Genomic DNA, 16,703 nt, shown 5'->3' with positions numbered 1-16,703 from the left:
AACTTAGTCTGCGGCGCATTTCCAAGTCATAAAGAATAGGGGTTTTCGTGGGTTAACTATCCGTCTAATCGGATTAGTCAATGTCCAACGTCCCTGATCTCACGGCTGTCATATTGGGCCTCATACTTGCGGCCTGGCTCGGCGTGGCTGCGTGGGCCATCTGGACCGGTCTGGCGATGAAGAGCAAGGCGGAATCCACCTTGCGGCAGTCCGGAAGGCTCGGGCGATTGCTGGAAACATCTCCGGCCCTGCCGTTGCTGGTCCGCTCCGATGGCAAACTGGAGGCATCGCAAAGGCTGATGCACTGGCTCGGTTTCGATCATCTGCCCGCCCATATTTCGGAATTGTCCGAAGAAAGCCGGGGCATGGTACCGCAGGATCTCGAAGCGCTGATGCAGGATGTCAATCTCGCCCAGAAAACCGGAAGCAGCTTCGTTCGTGCTATAAATGTGCGGGGTTCGGACAAGGCGCTGCTGATCCGCGGCGGGTTGGCGGATCAGAAAATCGCGCCCAATGGCAGTGCCCTGCTGTGGATTTTCGACGCGACTGACAGCGAAGGCGAAATTTCCAAGCTGCGCGAGGAAAACGAAGCGGCACGCGCCGCATTTGATGCGCTATCCGCCTTGATCGAGGCTGCACCGGTGCCGATGTGGCACCGCTCGCCCGACCTGCGCCTGACATTGGTCAACAGCGCCTATGTCGCAGCGGTCGATGCCGAAAATGGCGAGCAGGTCATTGCCAATGGAGTTGAACTGGTAGAGCCGGTCGACGGGTTCAGTCCGGTCGATGCGGCGGCACGGGCTAGGGAACGGGGCGAGCCGCTTGAACGGATTGTCGCGACCACGGTCGGTGGAGAAAGGCGAATGACCCAGGTGGTGGATGTGCCGCTCGGGAAGTCGGGGATTGCGGGCTATGCGATCGACATTCAGGAACTGGAAGATGCACGACGGGAACAGCGCCGGTTCGGGGAATCGCAGCGCGACATGCTCGACCGGATATCCGCCGGCGTGGCCCAGTTCGGCGCGGACAAGTCGCTGAAATTCTGCAATCTTCCGTTCCAGCGTATCTTTTCCATGCGCCAGCAGTGGATTGCGGAGCAGCCGGAATTCCCGCGCGTTCTGGACCGTATGCGTGAAATGAATCGTATTCCGGAAGTCCGCGATTTTCCGGAATGGCGTGAGGAACGGACCGGCTGGTTCCAGTCCGCCAAGGCGATGGAAGAAAATTGGCTGCTGGCCGACGGAACCCATTTGCGAGTGTTGGCCAATCCGACACCGGATGGTGGATTGCTGGTTATTTTCGAAGACCGCACCGAACAGGTGCAACTGGCGAGTGCCCGCGACACATTGCTTCGGGTCAGGACGGCAACGTTCGATAATCTGTTCGAATCCCTCGCGGTTTTTTCTGCTGACGGAAAACTGAATATCTGGAACCATCAGTTTGCCAATAACTGGGGTCTGGAAGAAACGGATCTCGGCAAGCATCCGCGTGTGGATTCGCTGATGCAGAAAATGGCGGGCCAGTTGAAGCAGCCCGCCCGTATTTCGGAAGTACGCGATATGGTCCGCAGCGCAACCACCGAGCGCCAGCAGAAGGGGGGGCGGCTCAATTTCGCCGACGGACGACGGTTCGAATTTGCCGCGATTCCATTGCCCGATGGCAATGCGCTGTTCACCATGCTCGATATATCGGACAGCTACCGGATCGAACAGGCGCTGCGGGAACGCAATGAAGCACTGGTCGAAGCCGACTCGATCAAGGGCCGCTTCCTGTCCAACATGAGTTACGAATTCCGGACTCCGCTTACTTCCATTGGTGGTTTTGCGGAGCTTCTGGATCAGGGTATTGCGGGGCCCTTGACCGATCAGGGTCACGAATATGTTCGGGCGATCCTGCAGTCGGTCAAGCGACTGGGCAACCAGATCGAAAATGTTCTCGACCTCAGCCAGAGCGAAGCCGGCGCGCTGCCGATCGCCAAGGAGAAGGTCAATCTGAAGAAGTTGATCGAGGATATTGCGGGGCATTTTGCCGAGGACGCTGCGGCCAAGGCTATTGGTGTGGAATTGCAGCTGGACGAGAAGCTCGGCTCGGCCATGGCGGACAAGAAGCGGCTCACCCAGGCCATTTCGCAGATCGTCGACAATGCCATCAAATATACCGATGATGGCGGCAGATTGCTGATTCACGGATCGGGAAATGTGAAGCAGGCGATGATCCACATATCGGATAATGGCCCCGGGATGACCGCCGGCGAACAGTCCAAGGTGTTTGACAGTTTCGCCCGGTCACGCGACCAGAAGGCTGGCGAGAAAACCGGCGGCCTCGGGCTGCCTCTCGCGCGGCAGCTGGTTCGTGCCCATGGCGGTGACCTGACGCTTACGTCCGAACCGGGACAGGGCACGCTGGTCACTCTGGATTTGCCGCGGCAATGATTTCATGATGGTTCTGGATGACGAGCAAGCGACGCTGGACGTCGGTCGAAAACTGGGCGGATTGCTGCGCGCCGGGGACAAGATCGCGCTGCGGGGGACGCTGGGCGCCGGCAAGACCACTTTGGCAAGAGGTATATTGGAAGGGATGGGCTTCGGCGAGGAAGTGCCCAGTCCGACCTTCGCGATAGTCCAGATCTACGAACCGCCCGAAACCAGAATTCCGGTCGCGCATGTCGATTTATACCGTATCGATGACCCGGAAGAAATCCCCGAGCTCGGTCTGGAGGAGGTGCTGGTCGACGGCACCATGATCGTCGAATGGCCCGACCGCATGCCCGACAGTTTCTGGTCAGACGCGCTCAATCTGGAGTTGGAAATCACCAAAGAGGGCAATCGCCGGTTGACTTGGACTGCCGGTGACGCTTGGGAAGACAGATGGCCATTGACATGACAGCGCCGACAGCAGCGGCAGAATTTTTGACGCAAAACGGTTGGCAGAACGCCCGGATCACGCCGGTGGCCGGAGACGCATCTTTTCGCCGCTATTTCCGTGTTCGCAGCGATGATCGTCAGGCGATATTGATGGATGCACCGCCGCCGCACGAAGATCCCCGGCCCTTCATCGCGATTGCCGAATATCTGACCGGCGCCGGATTTGCCGCACCGGAAATTTTCGCCCGCGATCTCGATCAGGGGCTGGTTCTGCTTGAGGATTTTGGCGACCAGCGGATGCGCGAATATCTGGATGATCATCCGGAGGCCGAAGACGGCATCTATCGGCGGGTTATTGATTTGCTGCGAGAATTGCACAAGGCACCGGCAGCGTCGGTGCCGCCTTATGACGAGGCGCAATATCTGCGGGAAGCAAATTTGCTGACCGAATGGTATTGCCCGGCCCAGCAACTGGAAGTCGATGCACAGGGTTTCGAAGCAATCTGGCAGCAAATTCTCGCGCCGGTTCTGGCGGCACAAAATCCGCCGGTCACTGTGATGCGTGACTATCACGCCGAGAATATCATGCTGCTCGAAGATGGCCGGCTCGGCCTGCTGGATTTTCAGGACGCGCTGATCGGTCACCCGGCCTATGATCTGGTGTCGATGTTGCAGGATGCCCGTCGCGATGTGCCGGATGTACTGGAAGAGGATATGCTCGCCTATTATCTGTCGGATCATGACAGGGATGCGGCGGAGCAATTCCGTAGCCATTATGCCATTCTGGGCGCGCAGAGGAACAGCAAGATCATCGGTATCTTTACCCGTCTCTGCATGCGGGACGGCAAGGAGCGCTATCTCGATTTCCTGCCAAGAATGTGGCGTCTGCTGGAAAAGGACCTGCGCCATCCGGCGCTGGCACCGGTCGCGCAATGGTTCGACCGGAACATTCCCGATGCGGTGCGCAACCGTCCCATGCAGGTCACGAAGGCAAATAAATGACCGAGGTTGCAACCGCGATGATCATGGCGGCAGGGCTGGGCACCCGGATGCGGCCGCTTACCGATAGCCGTCCGAAGCCTTTGGTCGAGGTGGGCGGCAAGGCGATGATCGACCATTGTTTCGAGAAACTGGTCGAAGCGGGCATAGGCAAGGCTGTGGTCAACGTCCATTATCACGCCGACATGATGGAAGCGCATCTGGCCGCCTTGCCCTATCCGGTCGATATTCACGTGTCCGACGAGCGCGAGCAGTTGCTTGAGACGGGCGGTGGACTGGTGCGGGCGGAGCCGCTGATCGCGGAGAATATTTTCTTTTGCATCAACAGCGACAATCTCTGGACCAACGGGCCGGTCAACAGCCTGCTGCAGCTGGCACAGGCCTGGGACGGGGACAGGATGGACGCGCTGTTGCTGCTGATCCGGCGGGAAGCGGCGAACAATTACAAGGGCGACGGCGATTTTCATCTCGATGACGAGAAGAGAATTTCGCGCAAGCGGCCCGGACAGACGGCACCTTTGATCTATTCCGGTATCCAGCTGATATCCAAGCGGCTGTTGCGCGATGCGCCCGCCGGCCCGTTTTCGACCAATATTTTGTGGGAGCGCGCCATTGGTGAAGGGCGGCTGTTCGGGGCGGTGCACGAAGGCCAATGGTTCGAGGTCGGCTCGCCGGAAGCGATAGCACCGACAGAAGCCGCGCTGGCGAATGTCTGAACGACGCCGGCCATCCATCTACAATATTGCCGCGCATGGCGGCTTTGCCGATGCGCTGGCCCAGGGGCTGATTGACCGCTTTGCCAAGGACGCTTTCGGACTGGCCCGTGGTCTCGTCATATTGCCAAACAACCGCGCCCAGCGCGCGCTGCAGGAAGCATTCGTCCGGCTGAGCGAAGACGGGCTCCTATTGCCGCAGATGGCGGTGATCGGCGATCTCGATCTCGACGAATCGATCGGAGTTGCACTGGATTCCGGGGAACTGGCGCTCGATATTCCGGCCGCCGTCGATCCGATGGACCGGCTGCTGACGCTGGCACAGCTGATCCAGAAGGAAATCCGGTTGCGCGACGACGCCATATTGGCCAAGGACGCGCTGCGGCTGGCACGCGAATTTGCGAGCACGCTCGACCAGCTGAACGTCGAGGAAATTTCGCTGTCCGACCTGATGAAAACGGAGCCGGAGAGCCTTGATCTGTCCACGCACTGGCAGGATTCCTACCGCTTCTTCCTGATCATCGCCGAGAAATGGCGGCAGCAGCTGGCAAAATGGCAGCGGGTGGATCAGGCGGTGCGCCGCAACGCCCTGTTCGACCATATCGCCAGAAGCTGGAAGGCATCGCCACCCGGCCATTTTGTCGTCGCGGCTGGCATTACCACGTCTGCCCCCGCCATTGCCCGCTTTCTCGAAACCATAGCCTTCATGCCTTCAGGGATGGTGGTGCTGCCGGATCTCGACCTGATCATGCCGGACGAGGAGTGGGACTTGCTCGGCCCGTTCCTGCCGGACCCGGACAGCGGCTACACGAAGCGCGCGCAGGAAACCCATCCGCAATATCATATCAAATTGCTGCTCGACCGCATGTCGATTGCGCGCGGCGAGGTGATGCGCTGGCCGCGCACCGGCGAAAGCGGCGCGGCGGCCAAACGCAGCCGGGCGTTGAGCAACGCTTTCGCGATCCCACAACTGACCGTGCGCTGGCAGACACTGGAAAGCGACGAACGCAGCCTCGCCGGGGTGCAAACGGTCGAGGCGCGCAACAGCGCCGAGGAAGCGCAGGTCATTGCGCTGCTGGCGCGCGAGGCGCTGGAAGACCCGGACCAGCGGGTGGCGATTGTCACGCCGGACCGGTCGCTGGCGACGCGCATTTCTGCCCATCTCAAGCGCTGGGACATCCAGGTGGATGATACCGCGGGGCAGCCTCTGGCAAAGCTTCCGGAAGGGGTGTTCTTCCTCAATCTGCTGGCGGCGGTAGCAGACGGTTTTCCGCCGGCCGAATTTCTCGCGCTTCTCAAACATCCGCTTGTGCAGCGCGGGGAGGGGCGGCTTTCATGGCTCGACCAAGTCCGCAAGCTCGACCTGCTTTTGCGTGGCCCGCGTCCGGCGCCGGGGCTGGCCGGTATCGACGCGCTTTTGCGGACAGATAATTACCGGACGAAGACATTGCGCGCAGCCGTCACGCCGTGGTGGCAATCGGTGCGCACGATGTTCGAACCAATGGAAAACCTGTTCGCGTCTGCGCTGGACTGGCCGAAACTTCTCGATGAGCTGCGGCAATTGGCGGAGACACTGACCGATGGCGCGGTCTGGGCCGGGCCCGGCGGACGGGAACTGGCCGACTTGCTCGCCAATTTGCAGGTGCGCGCGGAAATGGGTCCGATCCGCATCAAGGCGGATGAGCTGCCTGGCTATTTCGAGACTTTGATGGCCGATATTTCGGTGCGCCCGCCATACGGAGGCCATCCCCGGATCGCGCTCTACGGATTGCTGGAAGCGCGCCTGCAACAGTCTGATCTGGTCATCTGCTGTGGCCTCAACGAGGGCAGTTGGCCGCAGGCGATCACGCCCGATCCCTGGCTGGCACCAATGATCCGCAAATCGCTCGGCCTGCCGGCGCAGGAACGGCAGATCGGCCTGTCAGCGCATGATCTGGTCGGCGCGATGGGGGCGAAGCGGGTGATCCTCTCTCGCGCGCATCGTGACGATTCCGGCCCTGCCATTGCCTCGCGCTTCCTGCTCCGGCTGAAGGGCATGTGCGGCGACAATCTGAAGGAACATCCACAGGCGCGTGGCTGGTTGTCCGCGCTCGACCAGCCGGAGAGCGAACCCGCGCCTTATGCGCGTCCGGCACCAGAGCCGAGCAAGGAACAGCGGCATATCCCGATTTCGGTGACCCAGGTCGATAGCCTGATTGCCGATCCCTATTCCTTCTACGCGAAGAAGATCATGGGTCTCGCCGCGCTTGACATGATCGACGCCGACCCGAGCGCCGCCTGGCGCGGGACGATCATCCATGACATTCTCGACCAATGGGCCAAGCAGGATGATTATGCACCGGCGGCATTGCGGGAACGGGCGCAGAGATTTCTGCAGGACCCCGGACTGCACCCGTTGATGCGCAGCCTGTGGGCGCCGCGCCTGCTGGAAGGGCTGGACTGGATCGCCGATACGCTGGCGGAGGGCCGCAAGAGTGGCCGCGAACCGCTGGCTTCGGAAATATACGGAAAGGCCGAGATCGCCGGTGTCGAACTGTCGGGCATCGCCGATCGCATCGACCGGATGCCCGATGGCGGCCTCGCCATTGTCGATTACAAGACCGGCGGCGCGCCGAGCAACAAGGCGGTGGCCGAAGGCTATAATCTGCAGCTCGGCCTGCTTGCCGCCATTGCTGAACTGGGCGGCTTCAAGGATATCGACGGGGAGGCGGTGGCCTTTGAATATTGGTCGCTGGCGAAAAAGGGCGGCACCGACGATTTCGGTCATGTCCGCTCACCGACAAAAGGGCGCGGCGACAATATCATCCCGGCCGACGCGATGGTGGATCATGCCGTCGCCCGTTTTAACGAGGTCGCCGATGGCTATATATTGGGCGAGGAGCCGATGACCGCCAAGCTGCATCCGGAATATGCCCGCTATGCCGATTATGACCAGTTGATGCGGCTCGAGGAATGGTACGGGCGTGCGCCGACGGAAGGGACCGGGGATGAGTAGCGGCAAGCCGAAAATCTTCCCGCTCAAGGACCGGCAGATTGATGCGGTCGAGCCCGATGCTCATATCTGGCTGAGCGCGTCCGCCGGCACCGGTAAGACGCAGGTCCTGACCGCGAGAGTGTTCCGTCTGTTGCTCACAGAGACGGTCGATCCCGAACATATTCTCTGCCTGACCTTTACCAAGGCTGGCGCTGCGGAAATGGCAGAGCGGATCAACCGGCAACTGGCCGCCTGGGTGCGGATGGACGATACGCTGCTGGAAAATGATCTTCGTGCAATCGGCGCCTCGACCGGACCCGAAACCAGAGCGCGCGCGCGGACTTTATTTGCCCGCGTGCTCGACGCCCAGGGCGGCGGTCTGAGGATCATGACGATTCATGGTTTCTGCCAGTCGCTGCTTGCATCCTTTCCCGAAGAGGCGGGCATCGCCTCGATGTTCAAGCCGATCGAGGACCGCGACCAGAAGATATTGGCGCGCGAGGCTTTGGGTGATCTGCTGCTCGAGGAAGAACGGGCCGGGCGTCTACAGATTGTCGAGGCGATCCAGCGGCTCAGCGTCCGGATGGGCGAGGAGGCGACCGAACAATTTTTGATGAGCTGCGCGGCCAAGGCTGATGCGATGGATGGACTGCCCACCGGCGTCCTGCCTTTTGTCCGCGGGGTGCTCGGCCTGCCGATTGATGGCGATGCGCAGTCTTGGCTGGCGGAACGCTGCGCGGACGAAGCGATTGACCTGCGCGCGATCACTCTGTTGCGTGATGCCATGGCGGAAGCCGGAGGCAAGAAGGAACAGGAGCGGCAATTGGCGATCCGTCTCTGGTTGACCCTCAACCCGCAGGAAAGGGCCGCAGCATTATCGGATATTCATCTGGCCTGGGCGACCAAAACCACGGGCGCGCCGCCGAAACCGACCAAAGGCTTGTTAAAGGTTCTGCCGGACTATGATTTTATTGCCGGTTCGCTGTTCGAATGGAGCAACGGCCTGCTCGAAAAAGCGGTGCTGTTCGAATATGCCGACCTGTTCGCGGGCGCGCTGGAAGCGGGGCGCGCCTTCTACCACCGCTATGCCGACGCCAAAAGGCTGCACGGCGTGGTCGATTTCGACGATATGATCCGGATGACCGCGAGGCTCTTGCAGAAAAGCGATATGGCGGCCTGGATCCGCTACAAGCTAGACCAGCGCACCGATCATATATTGATCGACGAGGCGCAGGATACCAATGTCGCGCAATGGGATATCGTCCGGGCGCTGGCCGGCGAGTTTTTTGCCGGCATGGGCGCCGATCCGGAACGCCACCGGACGCTGTTCACGGTCGGCGATTTCAAGCAGGCGATCTTTGGCTTTCAGGGCACCAGCCCGCATAATTATGCCAATGCGAGGACCGAATTTTTTGCCTTGGCCGACGCGTCGGAACAAAGGTTCGGCGACCTGTCGCTGGACCGGAGTTTCCGCTCAACCCCGCCCATTCTGGAAGCGGTCGATGCCACGCTGGAACAGATCAGTCACGAACAACTGGGGCTGATCGAACCGATACCCGAGCATCGCAGCAATTATCAGGGCGCGAGCGGCAGTGTGACCTTGTGGAAGCCGATAGCGAACAGAAGCGACGCTGACGATGAAGATGAGGAATCCTGGGCCAGCGAGGAGAAACGGGTTTTCGCCCAGAAGCTTGCACTGCAGATCAAGAAATGGCTGTCACCGGACAATCCGCTATGGCTGGACCGGGAAAACCGGGCTCTGCAGCCGAAAGACATATTGATATTGGTGAGCAAGCGTGACGAACTGAGCGCGCTGATTGTGGCTCGCCTGTTCGCCGAGCAAGTCCCGGTGGCCGGGATCGACCGGATCCGTCTCAACCAGCCGCTGGTGGTGCAGGACTTGCTGGCCGCTATCCGTTTCGTGCTGCAGCCCCATGATGATCTCAATCTCGCCAGCCTGCTGGTTTCGCCGCTGCTTGGCTGGAGCCAGGAGGATTTGCTGGCTCGCGGTTATCGCGGCAAGAAGGATGAAGAGAAAAGCCTCTGGGAGTTCTTGCGCAGGCAGGACCGTCTTGGCGACCATATCAAGCCGCTGCAGCAGCTGCTGGCGATGGCCGATTTCAATACGCCCTATCAGTTTCTCGAGACGATCCTGTCCGGGGCGATGCAGGGGCGGTGCAAATTGCTGGCCCGGCTCAGCCATGCGGCGGTCGACCCGCTCGACGAGCTGCTGGCAACGGCGCTGGCCTTTGAGCAGGACCATATACCCACCTTGCAGGGTTTTCTTGACTGGTTCGACCGGGGCGATGTCGAAATCAAGCGCGAACAGGTCGAGGGCGGCAATGAAGTGCGCCTGATGACCGTTCACGGCGCAAAAGGATTGCAGGCACCGCTGGTGATCCTCGCCAATGCGACCTTTGACCCTGCGAGCAAGAAAAGCGGCGGCTTCAATATCAAACTCGGCGAGGGGACCGGTCTGGAACTCGAATATCCGGTGGTCCCGGTTCGCAAGTCGGAGCGCGTCGGAATCTTGGCTGAACATTCCGCCTATGCCGACAAGGTCGCAATGGAAGAACATTGGCGGCTGCTTTATGTCGCGATGACCCGGGCGGAAGAGCATCTCGTTGTAGCCGGTGTGCTCGGACCAAGAGCAAAGGGCGAAGTGCCCGAGCTAAGCTGGTATGGTGCCATCGAGCGCGGCCTGATCGCTCTCGGCTGCGACTGGCAGGATAACCCGGAATGGTTGGCGTCGCGGGAATATCGCGTCGAGAGCCGGAACAAGCCCGCCGTCTTGCCTGCGATTGCCCCAAGCGCTGATCAGGAATCGGAGAGAACGCCTGCACCGGACTGGTTATTCCGCTCGGCACCGGAGGAATCGCGACCACCGAGGCCCCTGACACCCTCGCATCTCGGCCCCGACGATGCCAGCAATCCGCCGCCCGATATGGCCATGCGCGACGCTGCCGAACGTGGCATATTGCTGCACAGTCTGTTCCAGCGTCTGCCCAATATCGCACCGGAACGCCGACTGGATGTCGCCGACCGCTGGCTGGAAAAGCAGAAGCAGATTGGCGATCCGGCCCGGCGCGCAGAGATTATCAAGACGGTTCTCGCGGTCATGGACAATCCGGTCTGGTCCGCTCTTTTTGACCCCGAAAGCCTGGCAGAAGCGCCGATTGCAGCGGTTGTCGGCGAACATGTCATTTCCGGTACGGTCGACCGATTGCTGATCACCGACGATCATATCTATGTCGTCGATTTCAAAACGGGCCGCCGGGTGCCTGATAATGCCGGACAGGCACCGGTCGCCTACCTGCGGCAGATGGCGGCCTATGTTGTCGCGCTGGAAAAGATATTCCCGGACCGTCCGATCAAGGCCGGACTGCTCTATTCGCACGGTCCGCTAATGCTGGAGATTTCGCCCGATCTGATCGACCGGCACAAGCCGGGCTTTGAGTCGATATGAAAAAGCTTTGCGCTACCGCGCTTGAGCCGAGGCCGGACCATACCTAAATAGGTCGGGAACAATTGGAGATTCGTTATGGCTACCAAAGCAATTACCGACGCAAGTTTCGAAGGCGATGTCCTGAAGGCAGATGGCCCCGTGCTGGTCGATTTCTGGGCAGAATGGTGCGGCCCCTGCAAAATGATCGGCCCCGCTCTGGAAGAAATCAGCGATGAACTGGCTGGCAAGGTGACCATTGCCAAGCTCAACATCGATGACAGCCCGGACGCCCCTGCAAAATACGGCGTGCGCGGCATTCCGACCATGATTCTGTTCAATAATGGTGAGCAGGTTGAGACCAAGGTGGGTGCAGCTCCGAAAAGCCAGCTCAAGCAATGGCTTGAACAGTCGCTGCCTGCTTAATTTCTGAATATATCCCCAAGGCGCTCGGCTGCTTCGTCCCAGAGTTTCGGTGACGAGGCGCCGAGCAATCCTTTTCTGCGATCTGCGGGACGATAGTCCGACCCGTCCCATCGCGCGCATTGGCCGCCGGCTTCGTTAAGGAACAATACTCCCGAGGCATGGTCCCAGGGCAGGGTCCGCTGAAATACAGACACGTGATTGGATCCCTGTACCAGTCGCGGATATTGCTCGGCAGCGCACCGGGGGATGTCGACAATATCGTAAAATGGCCCGGCAGCAGCAAGCAACATATCCCGCTCTTCCGGAGTCATGAAGCCGGTCGCCAGCGCAGCAACGGGCCTGTCCGGATGCTCCTCTGGAACCGCAACCTGCGTCCCGTCTATAAAGGCGCCATCGCCTTTGGCGGCGTGGCAGATGCGCGCGGTCCGCGGGTCGTAGAGCCAGCCGGCGACGGTTTCATTCTGTTCGACCAGAGCGATCATGATGCCGAACGGCCCCTGTCCGGCGGCGTAATTGCCCGTCCCGTCAATCGGATCGATGATACAGACCTGACCATCGGCGAGCTGGTCCAGCACCGATTCATCCGCGGCAAAGGCTTCCTCGCCGACAATCTTGGTTTCCGGCAGCAGATCGGACAGGGCGCCGGCGATATATTCTTCGCTCAGCTTGTCCGCGACCGTCACCAGATCGCCGGGTGTTTTCTCGTCAATCTGGTGCGATTTCAGATTCTGGTAATAAGGCATGACAATATCACGCGCCGCTTTTTCGATAATGTCGAGGACGGGCTGATAGAGACTGTGCAAAGGCTTAGCTCCGGTAATCGGCGTTGATGCTGATATAGCCGTGGGTCAGATCGCAGGTCCATACCGTAGCCCGGCCATCGCCCAGCCCGATATCGACAGTAATGTCGATTTCGCTGCCCTTGAGATGGGCGGCCACCGGTGCTTCGTCATAATCCGGCACGACCAGACCATCGCGTGCCACGGTGACCCCGCCAAAGCCGATTGCGAGCTTGTCACGGTCGGCCGGTTCGCCCGCCTTGCCGACGGCCATCACGACACGGCCCCAGTTGGCATCTTCGCCAGCAATGGCGGTCTTGACCAGAGGCGAATTGGCGATCGACAGGGCAATATGCTTGGCGCTGTCATTGCTTGCTGCTCCGGTCACGGCGATTTCGATAAATTTGCTCGCACCTTCGCCGTCGCGGACCACGAGATGCGCCATCTGCATGCACAGATCGCTCAGAGCGGCCTGAAAAGCATCAGCGCCATCGTCATCGAAGGACGTGAGGGCAGGGGCTGCATTCTGCCCCGTGGCAAAAGCCAGTACGGTATCGCTGGTCGACGTATCGCTGTCGACGGTGATGCAGTTGAAGCTTCTGGCCGTCGCCGCGCTCAGCATTTCCTGCAGAAGCTTCGCTTCGACCGCGGCATCGGTGAAAATATAGCCGAGCATTGTCGCCATATCCGGGGCGATCATGCCTGAGCCCTTGATGATTCCGCACAAATGGACGGTCTGACCGCCGACAATCGCACTTGTGGTCGCCATCTTCGGGAAAGTATCGGTGGTCATAATCGTTGCCGCTGCGTCTTCCCAACTGCAGGGCTTCGCCGCGAAAACAGCTTTCAGGCCCGCTTCGGCCTTGTCCTGCGGCAGCGGGACGCCGATCACCCCGGTCGAGGAGACAAATATTTCATTTTCGTCGCATCCGAGATGGGTTGAGGCTAGTGATATTATCTTTTTCACCGCTGCCAGGCCGCGCGCGCCGGTGAAGGCATTGGCATTGCCGGCGTTGACCACCAGGCCACGCGCCTTGCCGCCCAAGAGCGCTTCCCGGCAATATTCCACTTCCGGAGAGGGACATTTGCTCCGGGTCAGCACGCCGGCAACCGCCGTGCCGGCTGCGAGTTCGACAAAGGTCAGATCGCAGCGATCCCATTCCTTGTAGCGTGCGCGAGCGATGCGGCAGGACACGCCCGCTATTTCAGGTAAAACGGGCGATTGTGCTGGGGCCAGGGGCGAAAGATTGTCCGACACTTAACTTGCCTTTGTTCAATGTTTTGATAGAACGCGCTGATATGACGAGGCCTTGTCCATGAACGCATATTTTGCAAGTTTTATGTTGCTGCTCTTCAACGCTGTCGGTCTGGCCGTGCCTGCGTCGGCAGCGGCTGCAGAACGCATGGTGCCGGAGCTGGGCAGCGCTGCCAATCTGACGGAAACGGCGGATTCCGGTTCTTCTGCTGACGCGACCGCAACAAGCCATGGGACATCGGATCATCCGTCCTGCGCCATGGCAGAAGCCAGTCTGCTGGCGCCACGCGCCATTGTCAAAGGTGGTAGCAAGGCGCTGTCCTGGCCTGTCGTTGCGATGCGCAGTGATGCGGGCGACAAGCTGGAACATGAAGAGGGCGCGCCCTAGCGACCGTCTTTTGTCTCGCCGATATTGAATGGCGAGAGACTCTCCCCAAATTCATCCTGTTCGCGGCCGATGACCGGTCGGCAAAATTTACAAATTGGAAAATGTCATGTTCGGCGGATTAGCCAAATCTATCTTCGGGTCAGCGAATGACCGCTACGTCAAGTCGATGCAGAAAGTGGTCGATGCGGTCAACGCGTTCGAACCGGAAGTCGAACCGCTCTCCGATGCCGAGCTGGCGGCCAAGACCGTGCAGTTCAAGGAACGGGTTGCCGGCGGTGAATCGCTTGATGACATATTGCCGGAAGCCTTTGCGGTCGTTCGCGAGGCGGCAAAACGGACGCTTGGCCAGCGGCACTATGACGTCCAGCTGATCGGCGGCATTGTGCTGCATCGTGGCGAAATCGCCGAGATGCGCACCGGTGAAGGCAAGACCCTGGTTGCGACGCTCGCCTGTTATCTGAACGCGATCGAAGGCAAGGGCGTGCACGTTGTCACCGTCAACGACTATCTCGCCCGCCGCGATGCGGAGTGGATGAGCCAGGTCTATAATTTCCTTGGCCTGGAAGTCGGTGTGATCGTCCCGAATCTCGGCGAGGAGGAACGCCGCGCGGCCTATGCGGCGGATATCACCTACGGCACCAACAACGAATTCGGTTTCGACTATCTGCGTGACAATATGAAGCACGAGCGCGCCCAGATGGTGCAGCGGCCGTTCAACTTCGCGATCGTCGATGAGGTCGACTCGATTCTGATTGACGAAGCGCGAACGCCCCTGATCATCTCCGGCCCGACCGACGACAAGTCCGATCTCTATATATCGGTCAACGAGGTGGTTCAGCACATCACCGAAGAAGATTATGAAAAGGATGAAAAATCCCGCAATCTTTCTCTCACCGAAGAGGGAACGGAGAAGGCAGAGCGTTTGCTCGAGGAAGCCGGACTATTGGTCGGCAGCAATCTCTATGACTTCGAGAACACCCAGGTTGTCCACCATCTGAACCAGGCGCTGATGGCCAATGTCATGCGCAAGCGCGACACCGACTATATCGTCAAGGATGGCAAGGTCATCATCATCGACGAATTTACCGGCCGGATGATGGATGGTCGCCGCTGGTCGAACGGTCTGCACCAGGCCGTGGAAGCCAAGGAAGGCGTCCGGATCGAACCGGAAAACCAGACCATGGCCTCGATCACCTTCCAGAATTATTTCCGCATGTATCCCAAATTGTCCGGCATGACCGGCACCGCGGAAACCGAAGCGGCGGAATTTTTCGAAATCTACAAGATGAACGTCGTCACCATTCCGACCAACAAGCCGGTGCAGCGGATCGACGAGAATGACGAATTCTACAAGAATACGCTCGACAAATTTGCCGCCATTGCAAAAACCGTCAAGGAACATAGCGACAAGGGCCAGCCGGTTCTGGTCGGCACCGTGTCGATCGAAAAATCCGAGCTGCTTTCCGACTTTCTGAACAAGGAAGGGGTCAAGCATAATGTCCTCAACGCCCGCTTCCACGAGCAGGAAGCGCATATCGTGGCGCAGGCCGGTTCTCCCGGCGCGGTGACGATCGCGACCAACATGGCCGGTCGCGGCACCGATATCCAGCTCGGCGGCAATATCGATTTCAGGATCGAGGAAGAACTCGGCGACATGGAAGAGGGGCCGGAACGCGACAAGGCGATCGCCAAGATCGAGGAAGAAGTGCGGGCGCTGCGCGAAGAGGTGCGGGAAGCGGGCGGTCTGTTCGTTCTCGGCACCGAGCGGCACGAAAGCCGGCGGATCGATAACCAGCTGCGTGGCCGCTCTGGCCGTCAGGGCGATCCGGGTCTGAGCCGCTTCTATCTCTGCCTCGAGGATGATCTGCTGCGTATCTTCGGCACCGAGACGATGTTCGCCAAGATGATGAACAAGAATCTCGAGGACGGCGAGGCGATCGGTGGCAAATGGCTGTCAAAAGCTATTGAAACAGCCCAGAAAAAGGTCGAGGCGCGCAACTATGAAGCGCGCAAGCAGGTCGTCGAATATGACGACGTGATGAATGACCAGCGCAAGGTGATCTATGAGCAGCGCTCGGAAATCATGGATGCCGACACGGTTGGTGATGTGGTCGAGGACATGCGGCACGAAACTGTCAACGCTATGGTCGCCGATGCCTGCCCGCCGGGCAGCTATCCCGAGCAGTGGGACATTGAAGGGCTCAAGACCCGTGTCCAGGATGTGCTGAATCTCACGCCGGATATCGACAGCTGGCTGCAGGAGGATGCGGTCGAGCCGGAACTCATCGAAACCCGGATCGCGGAAATGGCCGATGCCGATTTTGCTGCGAAGAAGGCGCAGGTTGATGCCGAAAAGCCCGGTGTCTGGGAAGATATCGAAAAATCGATCCTGCTCGAGTTGCTCGACCATCACTGGAAAGAGCATCTCGCCACGCTCGACGCGCTGCGTCAGGTGGTTTTCCTGCGCGCCTATGCCCAGAAAAAGCCGCTCGACGAATATAAGCAGGAAGCCTTTGGCCTGTTCGAACGGATGCTGGAAATCATCCGCGAGGGCGTGACCAAGACGATCGCGATCAGCCAGTTCCACCAGCAAGAAGAGCTGGTTGTGCCGGAGCTTCCCGAACTGCCCGATTTCCTGACCACCCATATTGATCCGCTGACCGGCGAAGATAACAGCAACGACATCGACGGCGGTACATTGGGAACGGTGTCGTCGTCGTTGCCACCGCGGCAATCCGGCCAGATGAACAATCCGCAGGATGCCTTCGACGGCAGCAAGGTCAGCCGCAACGCGCCATGCCCCTGTGGTTCGGGTCGTAAATATAAACATTGCCACGGCAAGTTTTGATCTGAAACGCCAGCG

11 protein-coding genes are annotated in these 16,703 nt (G+C 59.7%); 9 read left to right on the top strand and 2 right to left on the bottom strand.

Annotated elements, in window-relative coordinates; translation table 11 throughout:
- The first annotated feature begins 80 nt into the window (after nucleotides 1–80).
- From SPHFLASMR4Y_RS05280 to trxA, 7 genes are all read left to right on the top strand, one after another.
- Entirely contained in the window at nucleotides 81–2,432 is a 2,352-nt protein-coding gene (locus SPHFLASMR4Y_RS05280) for a PAS domain-containing sensor histidine kinase (protein ID WP_089132620.1), read from the top strand.
- A gap of 4 nt (nucleotides 2,433–2,436) precedes the next feature.
- Nucleotides 2,437–2,883, top strand: coding sequence for a tRNA (adenosine(37)-N6)-threonylcarbamoyltransferase complex ATPase subunit type 1 TsaE (gene tsaE, locus SPHFLASMR4Y_RS05275; RefSeq protein WP_313906760.1), 447 nt, complete (start codon nucleotides 2,437–2,439; stop codon nucleotides 2,881–2,883).
- Complete coding sequence (locus SPHFLASMR4Y_RS05270) at nucleotides 2,880–3,866, top strand: phosphotransferase (RefSeq protein ID WP_089132619.1); 987 nt, start codon at nucleotides 2,880–2,882, stop codon at nucleotides 3,864–3,866. The genes tsaE and SPHFLASMR4Y_RS05270 overlap by 4 nt, the downstream gene beginning before the upstream one ends.
- A complete protein-coding gene (locus SPHFLASMR4Y_RS05265) occupies nucleotides 3,863–4,579 on the top strand; it encodes a nucleotidyltransferase family protein (RefSeq protein ID WP_089132618.1) in 717 nt (238 codons plus the stop codon). The genes SPHFLASMR4Y_RS05270 and SPHFLASMR4Y_RS05265 overlap by 4 nt, the downstream gene beginning before the upstream one ends.
- Complete coding sequence (addB, locus tag SPHFLASMR4Y_RS05260; RefSeq protein WP_089132617.1) at nucleotides 4,572–7,571, top strand: double-strand break repair protein AddB; 3,000 nt, start codon at nucleotides 4,572–4,574, stop codon at nucleotides 7,569–7,571. The genes SPHFLASMR4Y_RS05265 and addB overlap by 8 nt, the downstream gene beginning before the upstream one ends.
- Nucleotides 7,564–11,016: a double-strand break repair helicase AddA gene (addA, locus tag SPHFLASMR4Y_RS05255; RefSeq protein WP_089132616.1), complete on the top strand. Its 3,453-nt coding sequence runs from the start codon at nucleotides 7,564–7,566 to the stop codon at nucleotides 11,014–11,016. The genes addB and addA overlap by 8 nt, the downstream gene beginning before the upstream one ends.
- A 75-nt stretch (nucleotides 11,017–11,091) precedes the next feature.
- A complete protein-coding gene (gene trxA / locus SPHFLASMR4Y_RS05250; RefSeq protein WP_089132615.1) occupies nucleotides 11,092–11,418 on the top strand; it encodes a thioredoxin TrxA in 327 nt (108 codons plus the stop codon).
- Here trxA and SPHFLASMR4Y_RS05245 read toward each other — a convergent pair.
- Nucleotides 11,415–12,221 (bottom strand): inositol monophosphatase family protein, encoded by an 807-nt coding sequence (locus tag SPHFLASMR4Y_RS05245; protein ID WP_089132614.1) that lies wholly within the window; start codon nucleotides 12,219–12,221, stop codon nucleotides 11,415–11,417. The genes trxA and SPHFLASMR4Y_RS05245 overlap by 4 nt on opposite strands.
- A gap of 4 nt (nucleotides 12,222–12,225) precedes the next feature.
- Nucleotides 12,226–13,455: a bifunctional glutamate N-acetyltransferase/amino-acid acetyltransferase ArgJ gene (gene argJ / locus SPHFLASMR4Y_RS05240; protein ID WP_089132613.1), complete on the bottom strand. Its 1,230-nt coding sequence runs from the start codon at nucleotides 13,453–13,455 to the stop codon at nucleotides 12,226–12,228.
- Nucleotides 13,456–13,513: 58 nt separating this feature from the next.
- On the opposite strand from argJ, the gene SPHFLASMR4Y_RS05235 reads away from it, so the two are divergent.
- Together SPHFLASMR4Y_RS05235 and secA are read left to right on the top strand one after the other, a co-directional pair.
- The gene (locus SPHFLASMR4Y_RS05235) at nucleotides 13,514–13,840 is read left to right on the top strand and encodes a hypothetical protein (protein ID WP_089132612.1); all 327 of its coding nucleotides are present in this window, start codon (nucleotides 13,514–13,516) and stop codon (nucleotides 13,838–13,840) included.
- 106 nt (nucleotides 13,841–13,946) lie between these two features.
- Nucleotides 13,947–16,688 (top strand): preprotein translocase subunit SecA, encoded by a 2,742-nt coding sequence (secA, locus tag SPHFLASMR4Y_RS05230; protein WP_089132611.1) that lies wholly within the window; start codon nucleotides 13,947–13,949, stop codon nucleotides 16,686–16,688.
- The last annotated feature ends 15 nt before the right edge of the window (nucleotides 16,689–16,703 follow it).

It is taken from the genome of Sphingorhabdus sp. SMR4y (genome assembly GCF_002218195.1).
In the GTDB taxonomy this organism is placed as follows: Bacteria; Pseudomonadota; Alphaproteobacteria; order Sphingomonadales; family Sphingomonadaceae; genus Parasphingorhabdus.
Note: the sequence above shows the minus strand (reverse complement) of the source record. Positions and strands in the feature narration are given on the sequence as shown.

Excerpts from the sequence above, each read along its gene's own strand:
- SPHFLASMR4Y_RS05235 (WP_089132612.1), top strand. The coding sequence starts at position 13,514 with ATGAACGCATATTTTGCAAGTTTTATGTTGCTGCTCTTCAACGCTGTC.
- SPHFLASMR4Y_RS05270 (WP_089132619.1), top strand. The coding sequence starts at position 2,880 with ATGACAGCGCCGACAGCAGCGGCAGAATTTTTGACGCAAAACGGTTGG.
- addA (WP_089132616.1), top strand. The coding sequence starts at position 7,564 with ATGAGTAGCGGCAAGCCGAAAATCTTCCCGCTCAAGGACCGGCAGATT.
- secA (WP_089132611.1), top strand. The coding sequence starts at position 13,947 with ATGTTCGGCGGATTAGCCAAATCTATCTTCGGGTCAGCGAATGACCGC.
- SPHFLASMR4Y_RS05265 (WP_089132618.1), top strand. The coding sequence starts at position 3,863 with ATGACCGAGGTTGCAACCGCGATGATCATGGCGGCAGGGCTGGGCACC.
- SPHFLASMR4Y_RS05280 (WP_089132620.1), top strand. The coding sequence starts at position 81 with ATGTCCAACGTCCCTGATCTCACGGCTGTCATATTGGGCCTCATACTT.
- trxA (WP_089132615.1), top strand. The coding sequence starts at position 11,092 with ATGGCTACCAAAGCAATTACCGACGCAAGTTTCGAAGGCGATGTCCTG.
- addB (WP_089132617.1), top strand. The coding sequence starts at position 4,572 with ATGTCTGAACGACGCCGGCCATCCATCTACAATATTGCCGCGCATGGC.
- tsaE (WP_313906760.1), top strand. The coding sequence starts at position 2,437 with ATGATGGTTCTGGATGACGAGCAAGCGACGCTGGACGTCGGTCGAAAA.